The sequence below is a fragment of the Brachyspira sp. G79 genome (assembly GCF_002379365.1).
Taxonomy (GTDB): domain Bacteria; phylum Spirochaetota; class Brachyspiria; order Brachyspirales; family Brachyspiraceae; genus Brachyspira.
The window spans coordinates 126,864-152,194 of sequence record NZ_JQIU01000008.1 but is presented as its reverse complement, the minus strand read 5'-3'; the positions used below and the strand labels follow the sequence as shown (position 1 = coordinate 152,194).

Genomic DNA, 25,331 nt, shown 5'->3' with positions numbered 1-25,331 from the left:
ATCTGTCTAAAAAATAAAGAAAAACATCTTTATGTATTCTAAACTTTTATTTTGAAGTTTAGAACATATATCTTCTTTATTGATTATATGAGTTGAATATTCAAGATAAATTATTATAATATTATCTTTATCATAATCAAATATTATACTGTCTTTAGAACAATCCAAAGGGTTTTCCAACTTAAGTCTTATGTTCTCTATATATTTTAAATTCTTATTGAAATTACTAAAACAAAAATTATGCTTTCTGGTATCTACAACAAATAAGTACTCTACATTTTTTGTTTTATTAACAATAGATCTCTTAGCCCCCCTGTATTTTGTATATTCAGAAGTAACTATATCTAATTTACCACGCTCCTCAAGAATAGATATCAAATCATCATACTCTATTATGCCATCAGTAGAATAACTCATTACTATATGGCTTGTATTTATATTATCAAGTAAATTTATTAAAGTATCTTTTGCTGTTTTTTTGTAGCAGTATAAAGATCTTGTTTTTACCCAGTCCTTTCTAATACCGCCTTTATCAGTTTTCTTTCCATCAACATAGATATTTTTATTAATGGCTGGTTTATCCCATAAAGCTATAGTATTAAGTAAATGATAATTGCTTCCGTACTGATGCTGATTATAAGGCGGATCCAAATAAACAAGATCAAAATGCTTATCTTTATTTTTTATAACAAACTCATTAGCATCAAGCATACTTACATAACAATCAGTGCCTTCAAATAATGATATTTGTTTTAATGATATGGGAGAAAGTATCCTATTTAAAGCATCTTTGTTTCTTCCTCCAAAACCTGCATGAAAAGCCTTGAATACTCCAGATGTATTTGTATGTGTGGCAGCTTCATATATTATAGAAGCTATTAAATAATAATATTCTTTTTGATTGATAACATTATTTTTATAAAGCTCTTCTATATTATGCCTTATAATATCTATTTTTGAGGCATTATACTGAGTATAAAAAAGCCTTTCATTAATTAAGTCTGGATTATTATCATCTAATGGGGCGTAATATTTAGAGATATATCTGTCATTATCATTAATATAATCAATACTGTTAATCATATTAATTGTATTTTCTAATCCTCCTGTATGAATAAACATATTATCCAAATCTTTTATATTAATGACCAAATGTGCATAATTCAATATATAAGAATAATACTCCCAATCATTAGAATAAACCTCTAAATTTAAAGTCTTTAGAAGTCTTGATACACTTCCGCTTCCTGAAAATAAATCCAAAGCAGTTTTTACATAACTATTATCTTCTAATATACGCAAAATTGTAGACTCTATAAATGGAAGTAGTCTTCTTTTATTTCCAATATATGCTATTAAATTTTCTTTTAAATATCTTTCTTTAGTATTAGCTTCTGCATTAGTTATCATAATCTTATTATCATAATATAGTTTACATAATTATATTAACATAATAACAGTAAAATATCAACATATTATACTAATTAATTTAAAAATATGCACTTGAAACATACATATCGTATTTAGGTATTCATTAATTTATTAAAGCGAATAAATAATGTATATAATTTTGTATTTTAACAAATATACATAACATGTTATTTATTATTCTATAAAATCCTGCAAATTGAATCTAAAAAATATATTTCAGTCTAAATTTAATAATTTATTCTATATGTCTATATGTAAAACATGATTAGTACTATTAGTATTATTTTAGACTTACACTTTTATGAAGTGTGCCTTTAATAGCAACTTTGAGGAAATCCACCTGAAACCGAAGAAAGTACTGCTAAGTATGGTGTGCGGAAAGAAAGATTATAATTCTGTATAATGTGCATCAATTGACAAAATAAAATTTTCCAGTATATATCATTTAAAAATACTTTTTAAGTACACAATTAATGTATAAAGCTATGGAAACATTTTAAATTTAAAATATTTATTAAAAAAAATATAATTATTTGGATATATAACAACATATACTAAACAATAATAATAAAATTAAAGTAAAACATTAATTATCTATTATATAAATACATCATAGCAGTAAGTACAGCACCGCCCAAATTTCTAGCCTTATCAGAAATAGTAAAGCAATTATCATATTCAGATTTTCTAGGATCGATATCTGCTATTTTTAAGCCCTTATGCACTTTAAAACCATCTCTTATAATTCCTCTTAAAAGACCGTCAAAAGCAGCAAGCACCTCTATTTTTTCGTTATTATTTTTTATGTACGCTATAACTTCTTTTTCTCTTACAAAATCACCTATGTTTTTTATGTTTTCAATAATACCATCAGCAACTGCATGTATAACTCTTTCAGCTTCTTTACCACCAATGTTGCCCGGTATTCCAGTATTTGGTATAGCCTCCCCTTTGATATACATTCTTCCAAGATTATGACCACGCATAGTTTCTATAACAATGTCAGTATCTTTACCAGCAGTAAATCCGGGACCTAATGCTATAGTATATTTTGCCATAGATTTATTTGTTCCTGAATTCTTTTTGGCTATTATAGCATCAATTAAAAATGTAGGTTTTATATAATTTAATATCTCACAATTAGGATCAATAAGAATAGGTATCTTAGTATAATTTTTATCTGCAACTATATTAAGAGCTTCTTCATAGCTTTTTACTAAAATAGCTTCAATATCTTCAACTCTGCTTTTACCATCATAAACAGCTTCAGATAATGCAACCTTTCTTCTAATTGAAGAGGGGTATTGTGTTTCTAATAATATAATCTTAAAATGAGCCTTATATAAAGAATACACAATACCAGTAGCCAAATCTCCAGCCCCTCTTATAATTACAAGTTCATCATTAAATAAACTCATAAAAAAATAAATTATTTTGAATAAGGAGTATTTTTAAGGGGAAGTTCTGTTTGGAACTCACCATTAAATTTGTAATATGCTAAAGCAACAGCAGGAGCAGTAGGTATACTTGAAATCTCACCTATACCAGTAGCACCATATCCGTAAGGTACACCAGGTTTCTCTATAATAATAGACTCAACATCTGGAGTTTTATCTGCCCTAAACAAACCTAAAGTACCAAATTTTACTTTAGGCACACAATTTTCAAGCGGGAATTTCTCTGTAAGAGCATATCCTAAAGACATAACAACACCACCTTCAATCTGACCTTCCAAAGCTATAGGATTAATAGCCTTTCCTATATCATGAGCTGCAACTATTTTTTGTATAGTACCATCATCATTAAGTATACAAACCTGAGTAGCATAACTATAAGCAACATGAGAAACAGGGTGAGGTTTATCTACTCCCATTTTATCAGTTATAGTAAGCCATTCACCATAAAACTCTTTGCCTTCCAAATCTTTTAAAGTTTTTCCTTTATCAAGCTCTTTTTTAAGATCCTCACAGGCTCTCTTGCAAGCCTCACCTGTTATAAGGGTCTGTCTTGAACCAGAAGTAGTACCAGAATCTGGAGATGTTGCAGTATTAGGCTGATGAACTATAATCTTATCATCATCTAAATCAAGAGTTTCGCCTGCTATCTGATAAAGCACAGTAGCAATACCCTGCCCTATACATGAAGCAGCAGAATATACATGCACTTTTTCATCTTCTACAACCAAACGAACTCTTCCAGTGTCTGGAAGTCCAACACCTACACCAGAGTTTTTCAAAGCACAGGCTATCCCCACATTTTTATTATTATAATATATATCTTTAACCGCCTCTAATGTTTCAACAAGTCCAGTAGCTTCATCAGCTATTTGATAGTTAGGAAGTACCTGACCAGGACGTATAGCATTTCTATATCTTATTTCCCAAGGATCTAATCCGCACATTTCAGCAAGTAAGTTTATATTCATTTCTGTAGCAAAACAAGACTGCGGAACTCCGAATCCTCTGAAAGGTCCTGTAGGAGGATTATTAGTATAGAAAGATTTACCATCTATATCTATAACCTGATAATTATAAGGACCAGCAGCATGAGTACAAGCTCTTTGAAGTACTGGACCAGATAAGGAAGCATAAGCACCAGCATCCGTAATTAAAGTAGCTTTCATAGCAGTAAGTATACCATTTTCATCGCAGGCGGTAGTCATGTCTATACTCATAGGGTGGCGTTTTGGGTGCCAATTAATGCTTTCCTGTCTAGTAAGTTTGAACTTAACAGGTCTTTTTGTTCTATATGCCATTATAGCAGCATAATGCTGAACGCTCATATCCTCCTTACCGCCGAAACCGCCGCCTACATATTTATTTTCTACTACAACCTTATCAGGCTCTATACCCAAAGCCATAGCAACTTCTCTTTTTGTATCATAAACGCTTTGATCACTTGAATATATAAATATACCGTCATTAAAAGGCATAGCAACAGCAACTTCAGCTTCCATAAAAGCATGCTCTGTCCAAGGAAGTTCATAATGCCTTGTAACTTTATATTTTGATTTTGCTATTACCTCATCAGCATTTCCTTTAACTAATCTTTCATGAGTAAGAAGATTGCTTTCTCTATCTTCATGAACTAAAGGTGCATCTGATTTCATAGCCTCTTCTGGATTTCTTACCAAAGGAAGCTCTTCGTATTCCACTTTTACTAAATCTCTAGCCTTTTTAGCTGTAACTTCATCTTCAGCCACTATCAAAGCTAGTCCGTCAGCAATAAATCTTGTAGTCTCACCCTCGCCTATAAGTACGTCCCAATCATGGAAAATATGACCTATTTTTTTGGCTCCCGGTAAATCTTTAGCAGTAATAACATCAACTACACCTTTTAAAGATTTTGCTTCGCTTGTATCTATTTTTAATATTTTAGCTCTAGGATATTTAGTTCTAACAGCTACCCCATAAAGCATTCCATCTATTTCAACATCATCACAGTACTCACCAGTACCTAAGGCTTTTTCTTTAGCGTCTATTCTTGCAATATTTCTGTCGCCTAATTTCACCTTTCCTTTATAGTCTTTAACATCAATATTTTCTCTTATCATTTTAGCCGCTAATTCTATAGCATCAATAATTTTTTTATATCCAGTACATCTGCAAATATTATTTTTTATAGCTGCAACTATTTCAAGTCTAGTAGGATTATTATTTTTATCTATTAAACCTTTAGCACATATAACCATACCCGGTATACAGAATCCGCATTGAACAGCTCCAGCAACTGCAAAAGCATGAGAATACACATCTTTTTCTCTTTGAGTAAAACCTTCTATAGTTTGTACACTTTTTCCTTGAAGTCTTCCTATAGTTTGTATACAAGATTTAGTTGGTTTTCCATCTATCAAAACAGTACAAGTTCCGCATGCTCCTTCAGAACAGCCGTCTTTTACAGATTTGCACTTGCAGTCATTTCTAAGAACATCCATTAATTTTCTGTCAGAATCAAAAGTCATTTCCCTGCCATTAATAATAATATTAACGCTCTCACCCATATAAAATTACCTCCCATTTTAATAATATTAATGAAAATAAACATAACAATGGAGATTTATATTCTCCACTGTTATGCTATTATATATATAATAAAAACCCAAAATTATTTCAATATAAGATATTTATAATTATTAAACACACTATCTACTATACTATAAACTCCATTAAAGTTTTTAGAACTTCCAGCTTTATATAATTCTTCTTTTCCGTCTATTCTAAGTTTAGCATTACCTTCTTTATCTAAGAATAAGAAACCATCATTTTTAGAGTTTTTCATATCATCTGCTGTAGCAAATAATGTAAACTTATCTTTATAAGGAGCAGAACTATAAGGACAGAATGTTTCGCAGTTTCCGCATTCATTACACATATAGTCAACGTGTATAATCTGCGATATTTTAGCTCCGCCATCAACTTTAACTGATATATTAGCTCTATTAGGACAAACTTCTGCACAGCTTTCACATATATAGTCGCAAGTTAAACATCTGCTAGCTTCAGGCTCTTTTGATAACTCTTTCAAATTACCTTTTTTACTGTAAGAAATCTCTTCAGTAGAAACAGAAGCTAAATTAGGAGCAACGGCTTTTCCTAATACGGCCTCAGCGATAACTTTAGCATCTCTTATAGCCTCAACTATAGTGGCAGCTCCATAAAGTCCATCTCCAGCAATATAAACATTTTTGAGAGATGATTCATTATTAGCATTGCATTTTGGTTTTCCTCTATCATCAACTTCTATACAGTTGGCTTTATAGAACTCTGATTCAATCTGCTCGCCTATAGAAGCTATAACGGCACTTGCAGGAACTTCTACTGTTTCTTTAGTTTCAATAACATTTCTTCTTCCTTTTTCATCATAATCGGATAATTCCATTTTCTTACATAAAAGTTTTCCGTTTTCTATTTTTACAGGTGCTAATAATTCCATAAACTCAACACCATCTTCCAAAGCTTCTTTGAGCTCTTCTTCTAAGGCAGGCATATATCTTTTAGTTCTTCTATAAACTAATCTAACATTTTTAACGCCTTTATTTTTCTTAGCAGCACGGGCAGCGTCCATAGCAGTATTACCGCCACCTATTACAACTACATCTTCTCCCAAAGCCACATTGCCGTTAGTTTTATTAAACTCTTCTAAGAATTTGAGAGCATTTATAGATTCTCCAGCCTCAAGTTTCAAAGGCATGTTTTTATGAGCACCTATACAAACAACAGTATAATCATAATTTTTAGAAAACTCTTTTATATCTTTTATCTCTTTTCCAAGTTCAAATTTTACACCCATTTGCTTGCATAAACTCACATCATTTCCAATCTCTTCAGCACTTATTCTAAAATTAGGTATAATATTAGCAACAACTCCTCCAGCTTTTTCTCTCTTATCAAATACTGTAACTTCCACCCCAGCACGTGCCAAGAAAAATGCTGCAGAAAGTCCAGCAGGTCCAGCCCCTATAATACCAGCTTTTTTTCCTATAGAAGGTGCAGGTTTTAAAGTAGATATAACATTTTTATAACCAGCTCTAGCAGCCTCTAATTTGCAGGCTCTTATACTTACAGGCTCTTCATAAAATTGTCTAGTACAAGTATCCATACAAGTATGAGGACATAATATACCAGTAGCAAAAGGCATAGCATTTTTTTCTATAATTACTTTGAAAGATTCATCATATTTGCCTTCAGCATTAAGTCTTATATATGTTGTAAGGTCCTGATGTATAGGGCAAGTTTCCATACAAGGAGCTGTATAACAGTCTACCAAAGGTACTTTTTTCTTAATTTTTCTGCTTGCAAGAGGTTTGATAGGTTTAGTATGATGTTTATCTTTTTTACTTGCTTCAACTATTTTTTCAGCTTTAGAAACATCTACTTTTGTAAATGGTTTATATTCTTTAAGATTTTTAGCTATTTGCTCAGTTCTTTGATAACCGCCTGTTTTTAATAAAGTAGTAGCAATAGTTACAGGCCAAATTCCTGCATCTATAACATCATTAATATTGAAATAATCGCATCCGCCAGAGTATGATATTCTTAAATTTCCATCAAAATCTTTGCTCAATCTTGAAGCTACTGTCATAGAAAGAGGGAATAATGATTTACCAGACATATACATCTCTTCAGAAGGAAGTTCTTTCTGCTTAACATCTACTGGGAATGTATTAGTAATTTTTACTCCGAATAAAAGAGAATTATCAGAAGCTAATTTCTGAAGTCTTTGGAGCATTGGAACTGCATCGCTGTACTGTAAATCATCTTTAAAGTGAAAATCTGTAAATGATATATAGTCATAACCCATTTCATCTAATGTTTTTCTTGCATATTCATAACCCAAAAGTGTAGGATTGCATTTAACAAAGGTATTCAATTTTTTTTCTGTGATTAAATAAGAAGCGATTTTTTCTATTTCAGTAGGAGGACATCCATGAAGAGTAGATAAAGTAACAGAATTACATACATCAGAATTAATTTTATCAATATCTTCTTTTTTGAAGTTTTTGAATCTGTCAATATTATCATTAAGCCACTTTATACATTCTTTAAATATAGGAGTATTAGAAGCGTCTTTTAAGCCTTCAATAAAATTATCTATTTTTTCTAGTTTAATACCTTCATAATCATAACCAACAGACATATTAAACTGAAAGCCGTCCATATCTCCTAAATCCCATTCTTTAGCTATAACTTTTAAAGCCACCCAAGCCTTAACATACTCATCAAAAGCCTGAGGTACATAAAGCTCTGTTGACCATTCGCAGTTATAACATTCATCATTAGCAGCTATACAAGGCTTAGCAACGCATTTGCTTAATTCCTCTCCATCCATTTTCTGTACCGTTTTAAGTTCAAAGAATCTGCTTCCAGTATAGTAGGCAGCTATTATATTTTGTGCTAATTGAGTATGAGGTCCTGCAGCAGGTCCTATAGGAGTTTCTAATTTTCTTCCAAAAATTTCATAATATTTAGATTTATCAGCTTTAAATGCTCTTGAAATACCAAATATTTTACCTGTCTTTTTCTCTTCCAAAACCCAATTCATAAGATTTCCAAAAGGAATAGGTGTCATTACATCACTCATTATATAATTCCTCCAAATAATTATTACTGTTATTTATTTTACTTCATACTTACATACATAAAAATATTTATATACCAAATAATGAACATAATACATATATCCATTATTTGGTATAATTCATAAAGAGTCTATTATTAATTATTTATTGATTTGTTTCCAAAGTTTATCAGATTCTTCTTTTATTTTAGCATAAGCCGCTTCTTCATCAATTTTTATAAGTTTTCTGTCTCTCATTAATACTTCTCCGTTACAAACAGTAGTATTAACATGTCCTCCATTCATACCGAATAATATATGTCCGTTAATATTTTTATCGCTTAATTCTGTATAGTTTTTATAATCCATTATAATAACATCAGCAGCAGCACCTTGTTTTAATACACCAAGAGGAGTTTCAAAATAACGATTAGCTATTTTAGCATTATTTTCGAAAAGCATTTGAGGTATTTCGCCCCAAGCAGCATTAGGATTGCAAAGATTATGTTTATGAAGAACATTAGCTACTTTGTATGATTCTGTCATATCATGAGTATATCCGTCAGTACCCAAACCTGTTAATATACCTTTTTTCATTAATTCCATAGTAGGAGGACATCCGCAGGCATTACCCATATTAGATTCTGGGTTATGAGAAGTCATAGTATCAGTATCTTTTATTAAATCCATTTCATGAGTATTAATATATATACAATGTACAAGTATAGTTTTCGGACCTAAAACTTTAAAATCATAAAGCCTATCAACTATTCTTTTACCATGATCTTTAAGACAGGCATGCAAATCTTCTATACCTTCAGCAACATGTATATGACAGCCTATGCCTTCAGGCAAATCTTTCATACATGCTTCCATAGTTTTATCAGAAATAGTAAAAGATGCATGCATACCCATCATAGCTTTAATCATATCAGTTTTATCAGCCATAGCATGCTTAATAAAATCAAGATTTTCTTTAACAGAAGCCTTAGATTTATCCTCTCCGTCCCTATCAGAAACCTCGTAACATAAACAGGAACGTACTCCCATAGTTTTGGCAGCTTCTTCTATGGCAAATAAAGAACCTTCAATATGACCGAAACTTGCATGGTGGTCAAATACTGTAGTAACACCGTTTTTAATTGATTCTATATAAGTAGCCATAGCACTTTGTTTTGTTTGCTCTAAAGTAAGATTTCTATCTATAGTCCACCACATTCCGTCTAATATTTCTAAAAAACCTTTAGGATTATAACCATTAATACTGAAGCCTCTAGCCATAGCAGAGTAAATATGCTCATGCACATTTATAAATGCAGGCATAATAACGCCACCTTTAGCATCTATATACTCAGCATCTTTATATTTAGCCTTTAAATCAGAAGTTTTTCCTACTTCCTTAATCAATCTTCCGTCACAAAGCACTGCACCATCTTCTAAAAACGGCATGTTATTATCTCTTGTGATTAACTTTCCGCCTCCTATTAATAGCATAAGCTGCCTCCTAAAATTATATATTTTAATGAAATTATTTTTTCTATATATTTTAATAGGATATTAAAAAAAGCACATTTGTCAACGAATTTTCAAAAAAAATTTAGATTTTTCCTTGAAAATCTAAAAAAAAGTTAGTATACTATAAACGTATCTATTGATGATATAATTAACCATAAAAAGTATATTTTAGGATATTTATGAGCTCTAATATAATACTTGAAACATTGATAAGTGTAGCACATGGTATAGCAAGACAATTCGGAAATAACTGCGAAGTGTGTATACATGAACTAAAAGAAGATGATTTAGATCATACTATAGTTTTTATTATTAACGGCGGAATCACTGGAAGAAAAGCTGGAGAAGGTGCTTCAAATGTCGTAATAAATACTATAGAAAAATTAAAAAAGGGAGAACCTATAGTAGATCACTTATCTTATCTTACAAAATCTTCAAACGGAAAAATATTAAAGTCCTCAACTGTTTTTATAAAAGATATAAACGGCAAGTATAAATATATACTCTCTATAAATTTTGATATAACTAGTTTTATACCTTTTAAAAGTGATTTAGAAAGTCTTTTGAACACAGAAGATAAATCAAAATTGGAAGAGATACCAAACAGTGCTCAGGAACTTATGGAAAAACTCATAATAAAAAGCGAAGAGTTAATAGGAAAACCTGCTAGTATAATGAACAAAGAAGAGAAAATAAGAGCTATAAAGTTTTTGAATAATGCTGGAATATTTTTAATAACAAAATCAGGAGATAAAGTGTCAAATCATTTTGGAATAAGTAAATTCACTCTATATAATTATATAGATTCAAAAAAGGAGGATATAAATGAGTGAGCTTAAATGGGCTGAAAATAAAATGCCTAAAACAGATGATAAAAATTTACCAATAATGTCTATTGAGGAAGTAAAAAAAGCAAAGGCATTTCATCAAAGTTTCCCTCAATACACACAAACACCATTATCAGAATTAAAAGAAATGGCTAAATATTTAGGTTTAGGAACTGTAAAAGTAAAAGACGAATCATACAGATTTGGTCTTAATGCTTTCAAAGTATTGGGCGGTTCTTACTCTATGGCTAAATACATAGCACAAAAAATGGGAAAAGATGTAAGCGAGTTCACTTATGATGTACTCACTTCTAAGAAATTAAAAGATGAGTTCGGTCAGGCTACATTCTTCTCTGCTACAGACGGTAACCATGGAAGAGGCGTTGCTTGGGCTGCAAATAAATTGGGACAAAAATCTGTTATATTTATGCCTAAAGGATCAACAGAAACAAGATTAAAAAATATTCAAGCTGAAGGTGCAGTTGCCACAATAGAAGAATATAACTATGATGAATGCGTTAGAAAAGCTGCTGCCGAAGCTGCTAAAGTTCCAAACGGCGTAGTTGTACAAGACACTGCTTGGGAAGGATATGAAGAAATACCTGCTTGGATTATGCAAGGTTATGGCACTATGGCATTAGAAGCTGATGAACAGTTTGGAGAGAGACCTACACATGTATTTGTACAGGCTGGTGTTGGTTCTTTGGCTGGTGCTATGGTTGGATATTTCTCTAACAAATATAAAGACAATCCTCCTATAATGGTTATAGTTGAAGCTGAAGCTGCTGCTTGTTTATATAAAGGTGCTGAAGCTGGAGACGGTAAAATAAGAATAGTAGAAGGTGATTTAAATACTATTATGGCTGGACTTGCATGCGGTGAGCCTAATATCACTTCTTGGGATATACTTAAAAATCATGCTAACTGCTTTATAGCTGCTGAAGATATAGTTGCTGCAAGAGGTATGAGAATGCTTGCTGCCCCATTAAAAGGAGATCCTCAGGTTGTATCTGGTGAGTCTGGTGCTGCTCCTTTCGGTGCTTTGGCTACTATTATGCTTAAAGATGAATATGCTGAATTAAGAAAACAATTAAAACTTGATTCTAATTCTAAAGTTTTATTATTCAGCACTGAAGGCGATACTGATCCTATTAGATGGAAAAACATTGTTTGGGAAGCTAAAGATAGATAATTAATAAATTTAAATAAATTTTTATTAGAAATAATAAAAAATATATATTTAGGGAGAATAAAAAATAATGAGTGCTATTTCAAAAGAACAATTTGAACAAATAAAAGCAAAAGCTGAAGGCTATAAAGCTGATATGACTAAATTCTTAAGAGATTTAATTAGAATTCCTAGTGAATCTTGCGAAGAAAAAGGCGTAATCGAAAGAATAGCTGAAGAGATGAAAAAAGTAGGATTTGATAAAGTTGATATAGATCCTATGGGTAATGTTTTAGGTTATATGGGAAGCGGTAAAACTTTAATAGGTATTGATGCTCATATAGACACTGTTGGTATAGGAAATAAAGCTAACTGGAAATTTGATCCTTATGAAGGTTATGAAAATGATATCGAAATAGGCGGAAGAGGTACTTCTGACCAAGAGGGCGGTATAGTTTCTGGTGTTTATGGTGCTAAAATAATGAAAGATTTAGGTCTTTTAAATGACAAATATCAAGTTGTTGTTGTTGGTACTGTACAGGAAGAAGACTGCGACGGATTATGTTGGGAATACATATGTAAAGAAAGCAAAATTAAACCTGAATTCGTAATATCTACTGAACCTACTGATGGTGGTATATACAGAGGTCAAAGAGGAAGAATGGAAATAAGAGTTGATGTTAAAGGTATTTCTTGTCATGGATCTGCTCCAGAAAGAGGAGACAATGCTATTTACAAAATGGCTGACATACTTCAAGACATCAGAAGTCTTAACGAAAATGATGCTAAAGATTCTACAGAAATCAAAGGCTTAGTAAAAATGCTTGAAGAAAAATACAATCCTCAATACAAAGAAGCTAACTTCTTAGGAAGAGGTACTGTAACAGTTTCTCAAATTTTCTATACTTCACCAAGCAGATGTGCTGTTGCTGACTCATGCTCTATATCATTAGACAGAAGAATGACAGCAGGCGAAACTTGGGAAAGCTGCTTAGAAGAAATTAGAAATCTTCCTAATGTAAAAAAATATGGTGCTGAAGTATCTATGTATAACTATGACAGACCTTCTTGGACAGGATTAGTTTATCCAATAGAATGTTACTTCCCTACTTGGGTAATTCCAGAAGATCATGCTGTAACTAAAGCTTTAGAAGAAGCATACAAAGGTCTTTATGGTACTGAAAGAATAGGACCTACTCCAGAAATAGACAAAGAAAGAAAAGCTCGTCCTCTTACTGATAAATGGACTTTCTCTACTAACGGCGTATCTATTATGGGACGTAACGGAATACCTTGTATAGGTTTCGGACCTGGTGCTGAAGCTCAGGCTCATGCTCCTAATGAAATCACTTGGAAACAAGATTTAGTTCATTGTGCTGCTGTATATGCTGCTGTACCTACTATTTACTGTGAAAATAAATAATAAATTAAGTAATATAAAAAATAACCAATATAAAAATAAAATTAAAAAGGATTTTTAAATATGAGTATACAAAAATACATTTCAAAATTAGATAGTCTTGAATTTGGAAAAATGTATAAAAATGATTTCTTCCTAACTTGGGACAAAACTTTTGATGAATTACAAGCTGTTTGGACTGTTGCTGATGCTTTAAGATTTTTAAGAGAAAGCAACATCTCTACCAAAGTATTTGATTCTGGTTTAGGTATTTCTTTATTCAGAGATAATTCTACTAGAACTCGTTTCTCTTTTGCTTCTGCTTGTAACCTTTTAGGTTTGGAAGTTCAGGACTTAGACGAAGGTAAAAGCCAAATAGCACATGGTGAAACAGTTAGAGAAACTGCAAACATGGTATCATTCATGGCTGATGTTATAGGTATTAGAGATGACATGTACATTGGTAAAGGTCATGAATATATGAAAGAAGTTTCTGATTCTGTAAGACAAGGATACAATGACGGAATATTAGAGCAAATTCCTACTTTGGTAAACTTACAATGTGATAGAGACCACCCAACACAAATGATGGCTGACTCACTTCACTTTATACATGAATTAGGCGGATTAGAAAACCTTAAAGGTAAAAAAGTTGCTATGACTTGGGCTTATTCTCCTTCTTACGGTAAACCTTTATCTGTACCTCAAGGTGCTGCTGGTTTATTTACTAGATTGGGTATGGACGTTGCTTTGGCTTATCCTAAAGGTTATGAACTTATGCCAGAAGTAGAAGCTATTGCTAAGAAAAATGCTGAAGCTGCGGGGGTTAAATTAACTATCACTAACAGTATGGACGAAGCTTTTGAAAATGCTGATGTTGTTTATCCTAAATCTTGGGCTCCTTTTGCTGCTATGCAAGAAAGAACAGACCTTTATGGCAAAGGTGACACTGACGGTATTAAAGCTCTTGAAAAAAGATTACTAGAACAAAACGCTCAGCATAAAGATTGGTGCTGTACTGAAGATATGATGAAAAAAACTAAAGATGGAAAAGCATTATACTTACACTGCTTACCTGCTGATATTAATGATGTTAGCTGTAAAGACGGTGAAGTTGCTGCTTCAGTATTTGACAGATACAGAGTTCCTCTTTATAAACAAGCTAGCTACAAACCTTATGTTATAGCTGCTATGATATTCTTATCTAAATTCAGAGACCCTCAGGCTATATTAAGTAAATTAGCTTCAGATGGAAAACCAAGAGTATTTGGCTGCTAATAATTAAAAAATACAATGGTAAGTATCTATATAAATATAATAGTACTTACCATTTTATATCTATAATATTGTGAAAAAAAGCACTTATTATAGGTTATTAAATTAATTTAATTTTGATTTTAGGATATAAAAATGGAAAATAAAAAAAGAATTGTTATTGCTTTGGGCGGTAATGCTTTGGGAGATACTTTAGCAGAGCAAATGGAAGCTGTTAAAATAACTGCTAAAAATATAGTAGATTTGGTTGAAAACGGATGCGAGGTAATAGTAGCACATGGAAACGGACCTCAAGTTGGATTCATTAACAATGCCATGAATGAATATACTACTAATCATAAAACAGGTAATGATATACCTTTATCAGTATGCGTTGCTATGAGTCAGGCTTATATTGGTTATGATTTACAAAATGCTATTATGGAAGAGTTCTCTAATAGAAATTTACAAGTTCCTCCTATAGCTACATTGATTACGCAAGTTATAGTTGATGAAAAAGACCCTGCTTTTCAAAACCCTACAAAACCTATAGGTCAGTTTATGACTAAAGAAGAGGGAGAGGCTAAATCAAAAGAATTAGGCTGGATAGTTAAAGAAGATGCAGGAAGAGGATACAGAAGAGTTGTTGCTTCTCCAAAACCAGTTGCAATTGCTGAAAGTACAGCTATAAAAGCTATGCTCAATGAAAAAGCATTAGTTATATGCTGCGGAGGAGGCGGTATACCAGTAATAAGAATAGGCAATCATTTAAAAGGTATGCCTGCTGTTATAGACAAAGATTTCGCTGCTTCAGTGCTTGCTAAAGAACTTCATGCCGATATGCTTATAATATTAACTGCTGTTGAAAAAGTTGCCGTTAATTTTGGTAAACCTGATGTTAAATGGCTTGATTCTATGACTGTAGAAGAAGCTAAAAAATACTGCGATGAAGGTCAGTTTGCACCTGGTTCTATGCTTCCTAAAGTTCAGGCTTGTATGCAGTTTGCAGAAGCTACTGGAAAAGAGGCTATGATTACATTACTTGAAAAAGCAAAAGATGCTATAAACGGAAAAACAGGAACTAGAATAACTAAATAATATTTTTTATAAATAAAAAACTTAGAATATATTAATTATAGTAAACATATAATAAAAATATTTTAAGGAGGGTCGTATCTTTATGGATATTAACAAAACAAACAAATCTAACACAGATTTGGTATATCAGCTTGAAGGTCGTCCTAATGTAGCCGTTGCTTTGCCTTTAGGTATGCAGCATGTAATGGCAATGTTTACTTCTAACCTAGCTCCTATACTAATCATTGCAGGAGCTTGTGGTTTATCAGGAGCAGATACTGTTGTAATGGTGCAGTGTGCTATGTTTGTATCTGGGCTTACAACATTTATTCAGCTCTACCCTATTAAACTTGGTAAAAATAGACAAATTGGAGCCAACTTACCTATAGTTATGGGTACTTCTTTTGCTTTTGTACCTACTGCACAAACTGTTGCTTCTATGGGGGGGATAGGATTAGTATTAGGCGGAGCTATGGTTGGAAGTTTAACTGAAGTTATTATGGGATTTTTCTACAAATATATACGCAGATTTTTTCCGCCTTTGGTTGTTGGATGTACTCTTGTAACTATCGGGGTTAGCCTGCTTGGTGTAGGTGTTGATTATTTTGCTGGAGGTGTGGGTTCACCTGATTATGGATCTCCTAAAAATTTAGCACTTGGATTTTTATCTTTATTTATCATTATTATACTTCAAAAATTTGGAAAAGGAATTATTAAAAACTCAGCTATATTGATAGGTCTTATAATCGGGTATATAGTTTCTGCTTTCTTAGGAATGGTTAATACTCAGGCTATAGCAGAAGCATCATGGTTCAGACTTCCTATACCTATGCATTTTAAATTAGAATTTTCTTTCTCAGCTATATTAAGTTTTGCTGTTCTTTACATCACTTCTGGTTTGGAGACCATAGGAAATACTTCTGGAATCACAATTGCAGGATTTGATAGAGAAGCTACAGAAAAAGAAACTTCAGGTGCTATATTAGCAGATGCCTTGGGTTCTACTACAGCAGCATTCTTTAACTGTCTTCCAAATACTGCTTTCGGACAAAATGCGGGAATAGTATCTATGACTAAAGTTGTTAATAAATTCTGTATAGCAACTGGTGCTTTTGTATTAATGTTATGCGGTTTCTTTCCAAAATTGGGGGCTGTATTTTCAGCTATACCTAGTTCTGTATTAGGAGGTTCTATAATTACAGTATTTGCTATGATATTAATTAACGGAATAAAAATGATAGCAAAAGCTGGTTTCAGTGAACGCAATATAATAGTAATGGGAATAACATTTGCTTTAGGTCTTGGACTTGCAAATCATCAAAATGCAATAGCTCAGCTTCCTGAATTTATAAAATTTATATTTCATGATACTGTGTCTGCAACATGCATTATATCTATATTGGCAAATCTTATATTCCCTGATGATAAAGTAAGTAAGCCAGAGGATTATAATGCTTAATTAATGTTTAAGTTTAAAGTATATAAAAGGATATATAAAAAATGGAAACTTTTATTAAAGAATTAAGAAACTCTGTACCAAGAGTAGATGCTTTAGATAAGATAACAGGAAAAACAAAGTATTTAAATGATATAGATTTCGGCAAAGATATACTTCATGCAAAAATAGTATATTCTACAAAGGCAAGGGCTAAAATATTAAAAATAAATATACCAGAACTTCCAGACGGATATTTTACTGTTGATTATAGAGATGTTCCGGGAACAAATATGACTACTATGGTTGTATCCGACTGGCCTCCTTTTGCTGAAAATACAGTAAGGTATATTGGAGAGACTATACTTCTTGTAGTTGGACCTGATAAAAATATAGTTTATGATATAGCAGAAAAAATAGTAATAGAATACGAAGATTTAGAGGCATCTCTTACTATAGATGATTCAAAAAAATTATTGGGCGGTGCTATAGTTGGAGATGATAATATATTTGTATCATTTAAAGCTGGATATGGTGATGTGGATAATGCATTTAAAAAAGCAAAAACTATTATAGAAGAAACATATTATACACCATATCAGGAACACTTATATATGGAAGTTAATGGGGCAGTTGGTATATGGGAAAATGGAAAAGTTTCAATTTACTCTTCCACTCAATGCCCATATTATGTGCGTAAAGCAGCAGCTCCAGTACTTGGTATTGAAGATGATAACTTAAGAATAATAGCTCCTCCTATAGGAGGAGGATTCGGAGGAAAAGAGCATTATCCTGATATATTGGCTGCTGCAGTTGCTGTTGCCACATATAAAGCAAAAAAAACTGTTAAGCTCATACTAGACAGACAATTTGATATGGCTTACAGTGTCAAAAGACAGCCCGCACAAATAACAACAAAAGCAGCTCTTGATGAAAATAATAATATCATTGCTCTTGATATAGTATCTGATATGGACGCGGGTGCTTATGAAGCTAGTTCAAGAGTTATTATGCAAAGATGCACATACACTGCTGCTAATGTATATAATTTTCCTAATGTAAGAGTTTTAGGAAGATTATACGCTACTAATAATGTGCCTAGCTGTGCATTCAGAGGATTCGGCGGACCTCAGGCCATATTTGCTATAGAAAGAACTATGGATAATATAGCACAAAAAATAGGCGTTGATCCTATAGAGTTAAAAAGAAAATATTTTGTCAAAAAAAATGATCCTACAATAACAGGCGGTATGTTTCATGATAATATAATACTTCCTCAAATGCTTGAATGGGCTTTAAAAGAATCAGACTATGAAAGAAAAGCAAAAGAATACAAAAACACTATGTATAAAGGAATAGGAATATCATGCTTTCTTCATGGATGTGCATTTACTGGAAGCGGCGAAAGAGATATAATAAAAGCTAAATTAAAATTAAGAAAAAAAGGAAATAAAGTAATTATACTCACTTCAAATACAGAAATAGGACAAGGACTTCATACCACATTCAAAAAAATAGCAGCATACAATTTATCTATTCCATTAGAAAATATTGAAATAGCTGAATATGATACAGAAATAGTTCCAAACACTGGTCCTACTGTAGCTTCACGATCTGTTATGATAGTGGGATATCTAATACAAGAGGCTTCTAAAAAGTTAAAACAAAGATGGAATGAATCTGAAGAAATAGAAATAATAGAAGACTATAAACACCCTACACATTTAATAGATTGGGATACATCTGCTTTAAGAGGAGATGCATATCCCAGCTACGGACTTGGAATCAATGTTGTAGAAGTAGAAGTTGATAAAGTTACATTAGAAGTAAAAATTGTAGGTGTATGGGCAGTATTTGACTGCGGATATCCTATAGATGAAAAAATAGTTGAAGGACAAATTAAGGGCGGAGTTGCTCAAGCATTGGGCTGGGGAGCTTTGGAGAAAATAGTAAATAAAAATGGAAGATTCCTTCAGGTAAAAATGTCTGATTATATGATACCTACCTCTTTGGATTTACCAGAAATAAAAACATGCCTTATGGGAGAACCATATGAATACGGGCCTTTAGGTGCTAAGGGTGTCGGAGAGATAACATTTGACGGGGCTGCTAGTGCTTATGCTTCAGCTATGGAAAGTGCTTTAAAATATCATTTCAACAGTATTCCTATACTGCCTGAAAATATTGTGGAGGTATTATAATGGCTATAAATTTTACGGTTAATGGAGAAAAAATTACAACAGAATTGAATCCTTTGACTAGATTAATAGATTTTTTACGCGATGAATTAAAACTCACTGGCACTAAAGAAGGATGCGGAGAAGGAGAATGCGGTGCTTGTGCAGTATTTTTGGATAAAAAAGTAGTGAACTCTTGTCTTGTACCTATAGTATTATGTGAAGATAAAGAAATAATTACTATAGAAGGATACACTAAAACAGAAAAAGGAAAAATTGTAGTACAGGCTTTTTTAGATGAGGGGGCTGTACAATGCGGTTTTTGTACCCCTGGTATGGTAATGTCCTCTGAAGCGGTATTAAGCAGCACTAAAGGAAAACCAACTGAAGACGATGTAAGAAAAGGATTATCAGGAAATCTATGCAGGTGTACTGGATATGACCATATAGTTAATGCTGTATTAAGAGCTTCTGATATAGCTTATAAGGAGGGTAAAAACCTATGGCAGTAGATAAAACTTTAAGTGCAAAAAATATAAATGAAGCTTTAGAATTAAAAGCTAAATATAATCCTATAGTATTTGCAGGCGGTACTGATTTGATGGTTGAACATTTGAGAGGAAGTAATTTAATAGCTAAGTTTGACAGACCTGTATTATTTATAAATTATTTAGATGAATTAAAAGGTGTAAAAGAAGATGAAAATAATATCATCATAGGAGCATTAACTACTTTTGATGAAATCATTAAATCTCCTTTAACTCCTCAAGTATTAAAAGAAAGTGCATCTGGTATAGCAGGTCCTCCTATTAGAAATATAGCTACTATTGGAGGAAATATCTGCAATGCTTCGCCTTCAGCTGATAGTCTTCCAGCATTATATGCAATGGACAGTATTTTGAGATTAAAAAGCAAAGATTCTCAGAGAGATGTAAAAATTAAAGATTTTATTACAGGGGTAAGCAAAACTACTATTAAAGATGATGAAATACTCACTCATGTAATAATACCAAAAAAAGATTATATATATTATTTCTATAAAAAAATAGGTACGAGAAAAGCCAATGCATTATCAAAATTAGCAATATGTGCTTTGGTCCTTAAAGAAGATAATAAATATAGATTTAAAATAAGTTTCTGTACTTTAGGAACCACTATAACAAGAGATGAAATTATAGAAGAAAAATTCATAACTTCAAATACTTTTGAATGGAAAAATAATATTAATCTTATACAAGAAGCATATTCTAATATTATAAAACCAAGAGACAGTGCAAGGTCAACCGCTCTGTATAGGAAAAAATGTGCTTTAAATTTAATAAGGTATTTTATAGAGGATATCTGTACAAAATAGTTTATTAATTTAAATAAAACAATTTAATGAATGGAGAAGAAATATGAGTACGAATGAAAAAACTCAAAACGCTTTGTTTGAATACGAAGCCGTTCCAAAGATGTCGCAGGCTTTTCCGCTAGCTATTCAGCATGTAGTTGCTATGATTGTAGGCTGTGTAACTCCTGCTCTTATAGTATCATCTGCTGCAGGGCTTAAAAGTGGAAGTCCAGAACAAATACTCTTAGTTCAGTCATCTTTAGTATTTGCTGCTATTTCTACAATAATAATGGTTTTCCCTATACCTATCACTAAAAATTATCATATAGGAGCAAGACTTCCTATGATTATTGGTGTTAGTTTTGCATATGTATCTACTATGCAGTCTATAGCAAGAGGTCCTGAAGGTACTGGTCTTGGTGCTCAAGGTCTTGCCATTATATTTGGGGCTCAGGTAATAGGCGGTATAGTTGCTATTATATTTGGGCTTGCTGTTGAAAAAATAAGAAAGTTATTCCCGCCTCTAATAGCTGGTACTGTTGTATTTACTGTTGGTCTTTCTTTATACCCTACTGCTGTTAGATATATGGCTGGAGGAAGTACATTATATAGTATCAATGGAGAGGTTGTTCCTTTTGGTTCTTGGCAGTATTGGGCTGTTGCTTTCATAACTCTTATAGCTGTTATTATATTCAATCAGTTTACTAAAGGCTTCTTAAAACTAGCTTCTATACTTATGGGATTAATAGTGGGATATATAGCTGCTTTTTTCTTTGGAATGATTAATTTTACTAGTGTTGCTAATGCAGGTATTTTCCAAGCTCCAAAATTACTTCCTTTTGGTATAGAGTTTGATCCTTCTGCTTGTATTGCTATAGCTCTTTTGTTTGCTGTAAACTCTGTTCAGGCCATAGGAGACTTCTCTGCTACTACTTCAGGCGGTATGGGAAGAATGCCTACTGATAAAGAATTAAAATGTGGTATTACTGCTTATGGTCTTACTAACATATTATCTTCTATATTCGGCTGTCTACCTACTGCTACTTATAGTCAGAACGTTGGTATAGTTGCCACTACTAAAGTTATTAACAGAATAGTATTTTTAATTGCCGCTATTATTATATTAGTTGCAGGACTATTCCCTAAATTCTCTGCTTTGCTTACTACTATACCTTCATGTGTACTCGGAGGTGCTACTATTATGGTATTTGCTTCTATTGCTATGACTGGTATAAAATTAGTATTTACTGAAAACATGGGACCTAGAAATACTTTAATAGTTGGTCTTGCTGTTGCTTTAGGTATGGGTACTGTTCAAGTTGGAGGTGCTTTAGATACTTTCCCTGCTTGGGCTAAAACTGTATTTGGAAGCAGTCCTGTTGTTATAGCTACTTGTGTTGCTATTATACTTAATGTTGTTCTTCCTAAAGAAGAAGTAAAAAAATAAATTATAAAACTATTAATCATAAAAAATAAAGCATAAGTTATTATTAATTTAATACTTATGCTTTTTTATTTTAATTAAAAACTACAAATAAAAAGGACTTTATATAAAAATATAAAGTCCTATATAACATTATGATAAATATTTTATTTACTACCTAAATAATTTTGTTCTCTCATAGCTTTATATAAAGAATCATATCCTCTAAGCTCTTTTTCTCCTACAGCAATCCATTTATTTAATCCTTCCATAGACATCATCTTTTTAATTATAGGATCATCTTTACTTTGGGAAGTAAGCATTTTAACAAATGACTCTCCTGCCTCTTTATCAAAATCTGGCATAACTGAGAAATTACAATGACAAAATTCAGGACCTGTATAAAAAGATATTAGCTCTCCATCTGGATATAATCCCTCTTCAAGTATACGTATCCAAGTAGTAGAACCTATGCTTCCTGCATCTAATGCCCCACTTTTTATATCATCTAATACATGCCATTCACTTTTACCTGTATCCCCATGTTTTCCCAAATCTGTATTATATCGTACTATATTAACGCAATTTGGATCTGTATCAGCATTAAGATCTATTTCTTTTATTTGCAAACCAGATTCTTTTATATATTGTATAGGTAATATAGCTGCCTGAGAAGAGTCATAACTTCCAACTCCAAATTTTTTACCTTTCAAATCTTCCAATTTTTTTATTGTACTATCTTTTTTAACAATAAACTTACTTGTAAAATTGGTATCTGTATCTCTCATAGCTAAAGCTCTGGCTTTATCATTAGTAGCATATGAAGTTTGAATCCAAGCTACATTCGTATTCCAAGCTATATCTATATGACCTTTTAATAAAGAATCAACTTGTCTTTCATAATTTGAAAATAAAACATAATCAAGTTTTAATCCGTATTCATTACTATAATCTCTTATTATATCCCATACTCCTACAACCTTAGGATCATAAGCAACAGCACCAAGTAATAATGTTTTCATTTTATCTCCTTAAATACAAATAATATTTTCTTAATTTTATTTTATAATACTATAGCATCACCAAGCCAAGTTTTTAATACATCAATACCAGGTGCCATAACAGGAGCAGCCAAAGCATCTCTCATATATCTTTCTAAAGGAAGTCTTTTAGCATAAGCATTTCCTCCACCCAATTTCATGGCTTTTTCACAGCAGTACGCAGCAGCCTCAATAGAATTAATTCTGCATCCGAATACTTTTAAAGTAGCATCGGCTTCTTTATTTTCAACTGCATTAGCAGCAGCAAATGTAAAATCAACAGCTGACTGCATTCTAGTATATATTTCAGCTAAATTAACTCTAACCATTTCTATATCGGCCAAAGATTTTCCATCGGTATATTTTCTATTCTTTGTATAATCCAATATACAATTATAAGCATTCCTAGCAAGTCCGCTATAAACAGCACCAAGACCAAATACAAAATATGCAGTAATACTCATAGCTTGATTTCCGCCGTCCCCTTCTTTTCCAACTCTGTAGAATGTATCAAGTTCTACATCATTATAACAAACAGGCATAGAAGCATTACCTCTCATACCTAAACCATCCCATTTATTTTCTTCATGAACTATTCCATTTAATTTATGATTAACTAACCAGTTATTTAAAGTACCTTTATTTTCACAAGAGTTTGTAAGAGTTAAATAATAATCAGCAAATAAAGCACTAGTTACAAAACTTTTTCTTCCTTTAAGTATTATTTTATCACCAGATTTGGTTTCTGTCATATCAGGACTTCCAAAATGTGTACCGCTTCCGCTTTCACTATAAGCCAAAGCAAGTGCTATTTCACCTTTAGCTATTTTAGGTAAAAACTCTTTTTTCTGCTCATCACTTCCAAAAAAAACTATGGATAAAGTTGCAACATTATGCATCATATAGCACAAAGCTGTAGTAGCACAATAATTAGCTAAAGCATGAACAACTTCGGCATGCTCCCTAGCTCCGCCACCCATTCCACCGTATTCTTTAGGAACGACTAACCCCATATAACCTTGTTTCCTAAGTTCGTTATAAGCTTCTTTTGGAAATCTGGCATTTTTGTCTACATCTTCCGTATAAGGTGCAACATATTTTTTTGCAAAATCAATTGCATCATCAAAAATTTTACTCATTTTTTAATTCTCCTTTTTTAAATATTTGTAATTTATATAAAAACAATACTTATAATTACATAAAATTAGGCGTATGTCTTTTAGATATATCAACTGCCAAATCTTCATCTATACCTATATCAACAAGCCTTTGAACCCTATTAATATGCATTTTTTCTTTAAGATCTCCTACCAAATCCATACCTGTTTTATATTGACTATATGATGTACCGCCGCCTGCTAAAAATGCCATAGACTCTATAAGCAAAGTAGATTCTCCATTTAACTCATCCAAATATTCTTTTCTTTTAAAAACTGCCTCTTTTAAAATATTAACTTTTTTAGGATTGTATTTTAAAACTTGTTTTATATGATTCATACCATAAGCTACATGTCTTAATTCATCTATTCTAACTAATCTTAAAAGTTTTTTAGTAGCTTCATCTTGAGTGTATTTTTCTAAGAAACTTAATAAATCTACAAAAGTACCTTCACCCATTATATGAAGCAAAAAACTAGATTTTAAATAATTATTTTCTTTATACAATGTATATAAGGAATTTTGAGTTATTATTGAAGAATACTGAACACCCATACCATTTATATTGGCTCTTCTAATAAAAGCATCTATATGTCTTGCTTCATCATTCATAAGTGATGACAAAAATAAAGGTATTTCATAAAAATAAGGGCTTATTTTTGATATGAATTTACTAGGAACATATAAAGCAGAAAATTCATTCTCAGTTAAATATGTCATAATTTGTGCTATTGCAAATTCCATATCTTTATCATAATTAGGTATTTCATTCCATTCTATATCTGAAGAACTATTCCACTGACTCTTTTTTGTATCTTCATAAAGCTTTGTTATATTATTATTCCATATATCTTCTTTATAATCTAAATCAAAACCGTAATTAGGTGAACCATTTTCAGCTACACTGTTTCTTGGGGCAAGACCTATATTTGATTCTGGATAACTTCTTAATTCTAATTTATCAGTATCAAATTTAGGAAAATTCGTACTAGATTTCTTCTTAATATAATAACTATACAATTCTTTATTTTTTATTTT

Annotated in this window: 18 protein-coding genes; 10 read left to right on the top strand and 8 right to left on the bottom strand. The window is 31.9% G+C overall.

From position 1 onward, the window contains the following. Positions 1 to 6 precede the first annotated feature (6 nt). The 5 genes from KQ44_RS02370 to ssnA all read right to left on the bottom strand — a co-directional run bounded on the left by KQ44_RS02370 (position 7) and on the right by ssnA (position 9,981). A complete protein-coding gene (locus tag KQ44_RS02370; protein WP_240516435.1) occupies positions 7 to 1,410 on the bottom strand; it encodes a DNA adenine methylase in 1,404 nt (467 codons plus the stop codon). Positions 1,411 to 2,021: 611 nt separating this feature from the next. Continuing rightward, a complete protein-coding gene (gene yqeB, locus KQ44_RS02365; RefSeq protein ID WP_096736078.1) occupies positions 2,022 to 2,849 on the bottom strand; it encodes a selenium-dependent molybdenum cofactor biosynthesis protein YqeB in 828 nt (275 codons plus the stop codon). 11 nt (positions 2,850 to 2,860) lie between these two features. After that, the gene (gene xdh / locus KQ44_RS02360) at positions 2,861 to 5,431 is read right to left on the bottom strand and encodes a selenium-dependent xanthine dehydrogenase (protein WP_096736077.1); all 2,571 of its coding nucleotides are present in this window, start codon (positions 5,429 to 5,431) and stop codon (positions 2,861 to 2,863) included. 104 nt (positions 5,432 to 5,535) lie between these two features. Beyond that, positions 5,536 to 8,511 (bottom strand): putative selenate reductase subunit YgfK, encoded by a 2,976-nt coding sequence (ygfK, locus tag KQ44_RS02355; protein WP_096736076.1) that lies wholly within the window; start codon positions 8,509 to 8,511, stop codon positions 5,536 to 5,538. A gap of 138 nt (positions 8,512 to 8,649) precedes the next feature. Beyond that, a complete protein-coding gene (gene ssnA, locus KQ44_RS02350; protein ID WP_096736075.1) occupies positions 8,650 to 9,981 on the bottom strand; it encodes a putative aminohydrolase SsnA in 1,332 nt (443 codons plus the stop codon). 200 nt (positions 9,982 to 10,181) lie between these two features. Between ssnA and KQ44_RS02345 the strand changes: the two genes are divergently transcribed. From KQ44_RS02345 to KQ44_RS02300, 10 genes are all read left to right on the top strand, one after another. Further along, on the top strand, positions 10,182 to 10,835 hold the full coding sequence (locus tag KQ44_RS02345; RefSeq protein ID WP_096736074.1) for a helix-turn-helix transcriptional regulator: 654 nt from the start codon (positions 10,182 to 10,184) through the stop codon (positions 10,833 to 10,835). Beyond that, positions 10,828 to 12,021 carry a diaminopropionate ammonia-lyase gene (gene dpaL / locus KQ44_RS02340; RefSeq protein ID WP_096736073.1) on the top strand — a complete coding sequence of 398 codons (1,194 nt, stop codon included), beginning with the start codon at positions 10,828 to 10,830 and terminating at the stop codon, positions 12,019 to 12,021. The genes KQ44_RS02345 and dpaL overlap by 8 nt, the downstream gene beginning before the upstream one ends. Before the next feature lie 67 nt (positions 12,022 to 12,088). Further along, entirely contained in the window at positions 12,089 to 13,420 is a 1,332-nt protein-coding gene (locus KQ44_RS02335) for a YgeY family selenium metabolism-linked hydrolase (RefSeq protein WP_096736072.1), read from the top strand. A gap of 60 nt (positions 13,421 to 13,480) precedes the next feature. Further along, a complete protein-coding gene (ygeW, locus tag KQ44_RS02330) occupies positions 13,481 to 14,674 on the top strand; it encodes a knotted carbamoyltransferase YgeW (RefSeq protein WP_096736071.1) in 1,194 nt (397 codons plus the stop codon). A gap of 132 nt (positions 14,675 to 14,806) precedes the next feature. Next, the gene (gene arcC / locus KQ44_RS02325) at positions 14,807 to 15,748 is read left to right on the top strand and encodes a carbamate kinase (protein ID WP_096736070.1); all 942 of its coding nucleotides are present in this window, start codon (positions 14,807 to 14,809) and stop codon (positions 15,746 to 15,748) included. Between the two features lie 82 nt (positions 15,749 to 15,830). Further along, complete coding sequence (locus KQ44_RS02320; protein ID WP_096736069.1) at positions 15,831 to 17,186, top strand: nucleobase:cation symporter-2 family protein; 1,356 nt, start codon at positions 15,831 to 15,833, stop codon at positions 17,184 to 17,186. A 41-nt stretch (positions 17,187 to 17,227) separates the two neighbouring features. Beyond that, on the top strand, positions 17,228 to 19,363 hold the full coding sequence (locus KQ44_RS02315) for a xanthine dehydrogenase family protein molybdopterin-binding subunit (protein ID WP_096736068.1): 2,136 nt from the start codon (positions 17,228 to 17,230) through the stop codon (positions 19,361 to 19,363). Next, positions 19,363 to 19,851, top strand: coding sequence for a (2Fe-2S)-binding protein (locus tag KQ44_RS02310; RefSeq protein WP_096736067.1), 489 nt, complete (start codon positions 19,363 to 19,365; stop codon positions 19,849 to 19,851). Before KQ44_RS02315 ends, KQ44_RS02310 begins: the two co-directional genes overlap by 1 nt. Further along, positions 19,842 to 20,693, top strand: a complete 852-nt coding sequence (locus tag KQ44_RS02305; RefSeq protein WP_096736066.1) for an FAD binding domain-containing protein — start codon at positions 19,842 to 19,844, stop codon at positions 20,691 to 20,693. The genes KQ44_RS02310 and KQ44_RS02305 overlap by 10 nt, the downstream gene beginning before the upstream one ends. A 43-nt stretch (positions 20,694 to 20,736) precedes the next feature. After that, positions 20,737 to 22,119, top strand: a complete 1,383-nt coding sequence (locus KQ44_RS02300; protein WP_096736065.1) for a solute carrier family 23 protein — start codon at positions 20,737 to 20,739, stop codon at positions 22,117 to 22,119. 143 nt (positions 22,120 to 22,262) lie between these two features. On the opposite strand, the gene KQ44_RS02295 is transcribed toward KQ44_RS02300, so the two are convergent. The 3 genes from KQ44_RS02295 to KQ44_RS02285 all read right to left on the bottom strand — a co-directional run. Then, positions 22,263 to 23,117, bottom strand: a complete 855-nt coding sequence (locus tag KQ44_RS02295; RefSeq protein WP_096736064.1) for a PhnD/SsuA/transferrin family substrate-binding protein — start codon at positions 23,115 to 23,117, stop codon at positions 22,263 to 22,265. Between the two features lie 41 nt (positions 23,118 to 23,158). Further along, positions 23,159 to 24,274, bottom strand: a complete 1,116-nt coding sequence (locus KQ44_RS02290; RefSeq protein ID WP_096736063.1) for an acyl-CoA dehydrogenase family protein — start codon at positions 24,272 to 24,274, stop codon at positions 23,159 to 23,161. Between the two features lie 55 nt (positions 24,275 to 24,329). Continuing rightward, positions 24,330 to 25,331: ferritin-like domain-containing protein (locus tag KQ44_RS02285; RefSeq protein ID WP_096736062.1), on the bottom strand; the 1,002-nt coding region annotated here is incomplete at its 5' end.

Excerpts from the sequence above, each read along its gene's own strand:
- KQ44_RS02370 (WP_240516435.1), bottom strand. The coding sequence starts at position 1,410 with ATGATAACTAATGCAGAAGCTAATACTAAAGAAAGATATTTAAAAGAA.
- yqeB (WP_096736078.1), bottom strand. The coding sequence starts at position 2,849 with ATGAGTTTATTTAATGATGAACTTGTAATTATAAGAGGGGCTGGAGAT.
- xdh (WP_096736077.1), bottom strand. The coding sequence starts at position 5,431 with ATGGGTGAGAGCGTTAATATTATTATTAATGGCAGGGAAATGACTTTT.
- ygfK (WP_096736076.1), bottom strand. The coding sequence starts at position 8,511 with ATGAGTGATGTAATGACACCTATTCCTTTTGGAAATCTTATGAATTGG.
- ssnA (WP_096736075.1), bottom strand. The coding sequence starts at position 9,981 with ATGCTATTAATAGGAGGCGGAAAGTTAATCACAAGAGATAATAACATG.
- KQ44_RS02345 (WP_096736074.1), top strand. The coding sequence starts at position 10,182 with ATGAGCTCTAATATAATACTTGAAACATTGATAAGTGTAGCACATGGT.
- dpaL (WP_096736073.1), top strand. The coding sequence starts at position 10,828 with ATGAGTGAGCTTAAATGGGCTGAAAATAAAATGCCTAAAACAGATGAT.
- KQ44_RS02335 (WP_096736072.1), top strand. The coding sequence starts at position 12,089 with ATGAGTGCTATTTCAAAAGAACAATTTGAACAAATAAAAGCAAAAGCT.
- ygeW (WP_096736071.1), top strand. The coding sequence starts at position 13,481 with ATGAGTATACAAAAATACATTTCAAAATTAGATAGTCTTGAATTTGGA.
- arcC (WP_096736070.1), top strand. The coding sequence starts at position 14,807 with ATGGAAAATAAAAAAAGAATTGTTATTGCTTTGGGCGGTAATGCTTTG.
- KQ44_RS02320 (WP_096736069.1), top strand. The coding sequence starts at position 15,831 with ATGGATATTAACAAAACAAACAAATCTAACACAGATTTGGTATATCAG.
- KQ44_RS02315 (WP_096736068.1), top strand. The coding sequence starts at position 17,228 with ATGGAAACTTTTATTAAAGAATTAAGAAACTCTGTACCAAGAGTAGAT.
- KQ44_RS02310 (WP_096736067.1), top strand. The coding sequence starts at position 19,363 with ATGGCTATAAATTTTACGGTTAATGGAGAAAAAATTACAACAGAATTG.
- KQ44_RS02305 (WP_096736066.1), top strand. The coding sequence starts at position 19,842 with ATGGCAGTAGATAAAACTTTAAGTGCAAAAAATATAAATGAAGCTTTA.
- KQ44_RS02300 (WP_096736065.1), top strand. The coding sequence starts at position 20,737 with ATGAGTACGAATGAAAAAACTCAAAACGCTTTGTTTGAATACGAAGCC.
- KQ44_RS02295 (WP_096736064.1), bottom strand. The coding sequence starts at position 23,117 with ATGAAAACATTATTACTTGGTGCTGTTGCTTATGATCCTAAGGTTGTA.
- KQ44_RS02290 (WP_096736063.1), bottom strand. The coding sequence starts at position 24,274 with ATGAGTAAAATTTTTGATGATGCAATTGATTTTGCAAAAAAATATGTT.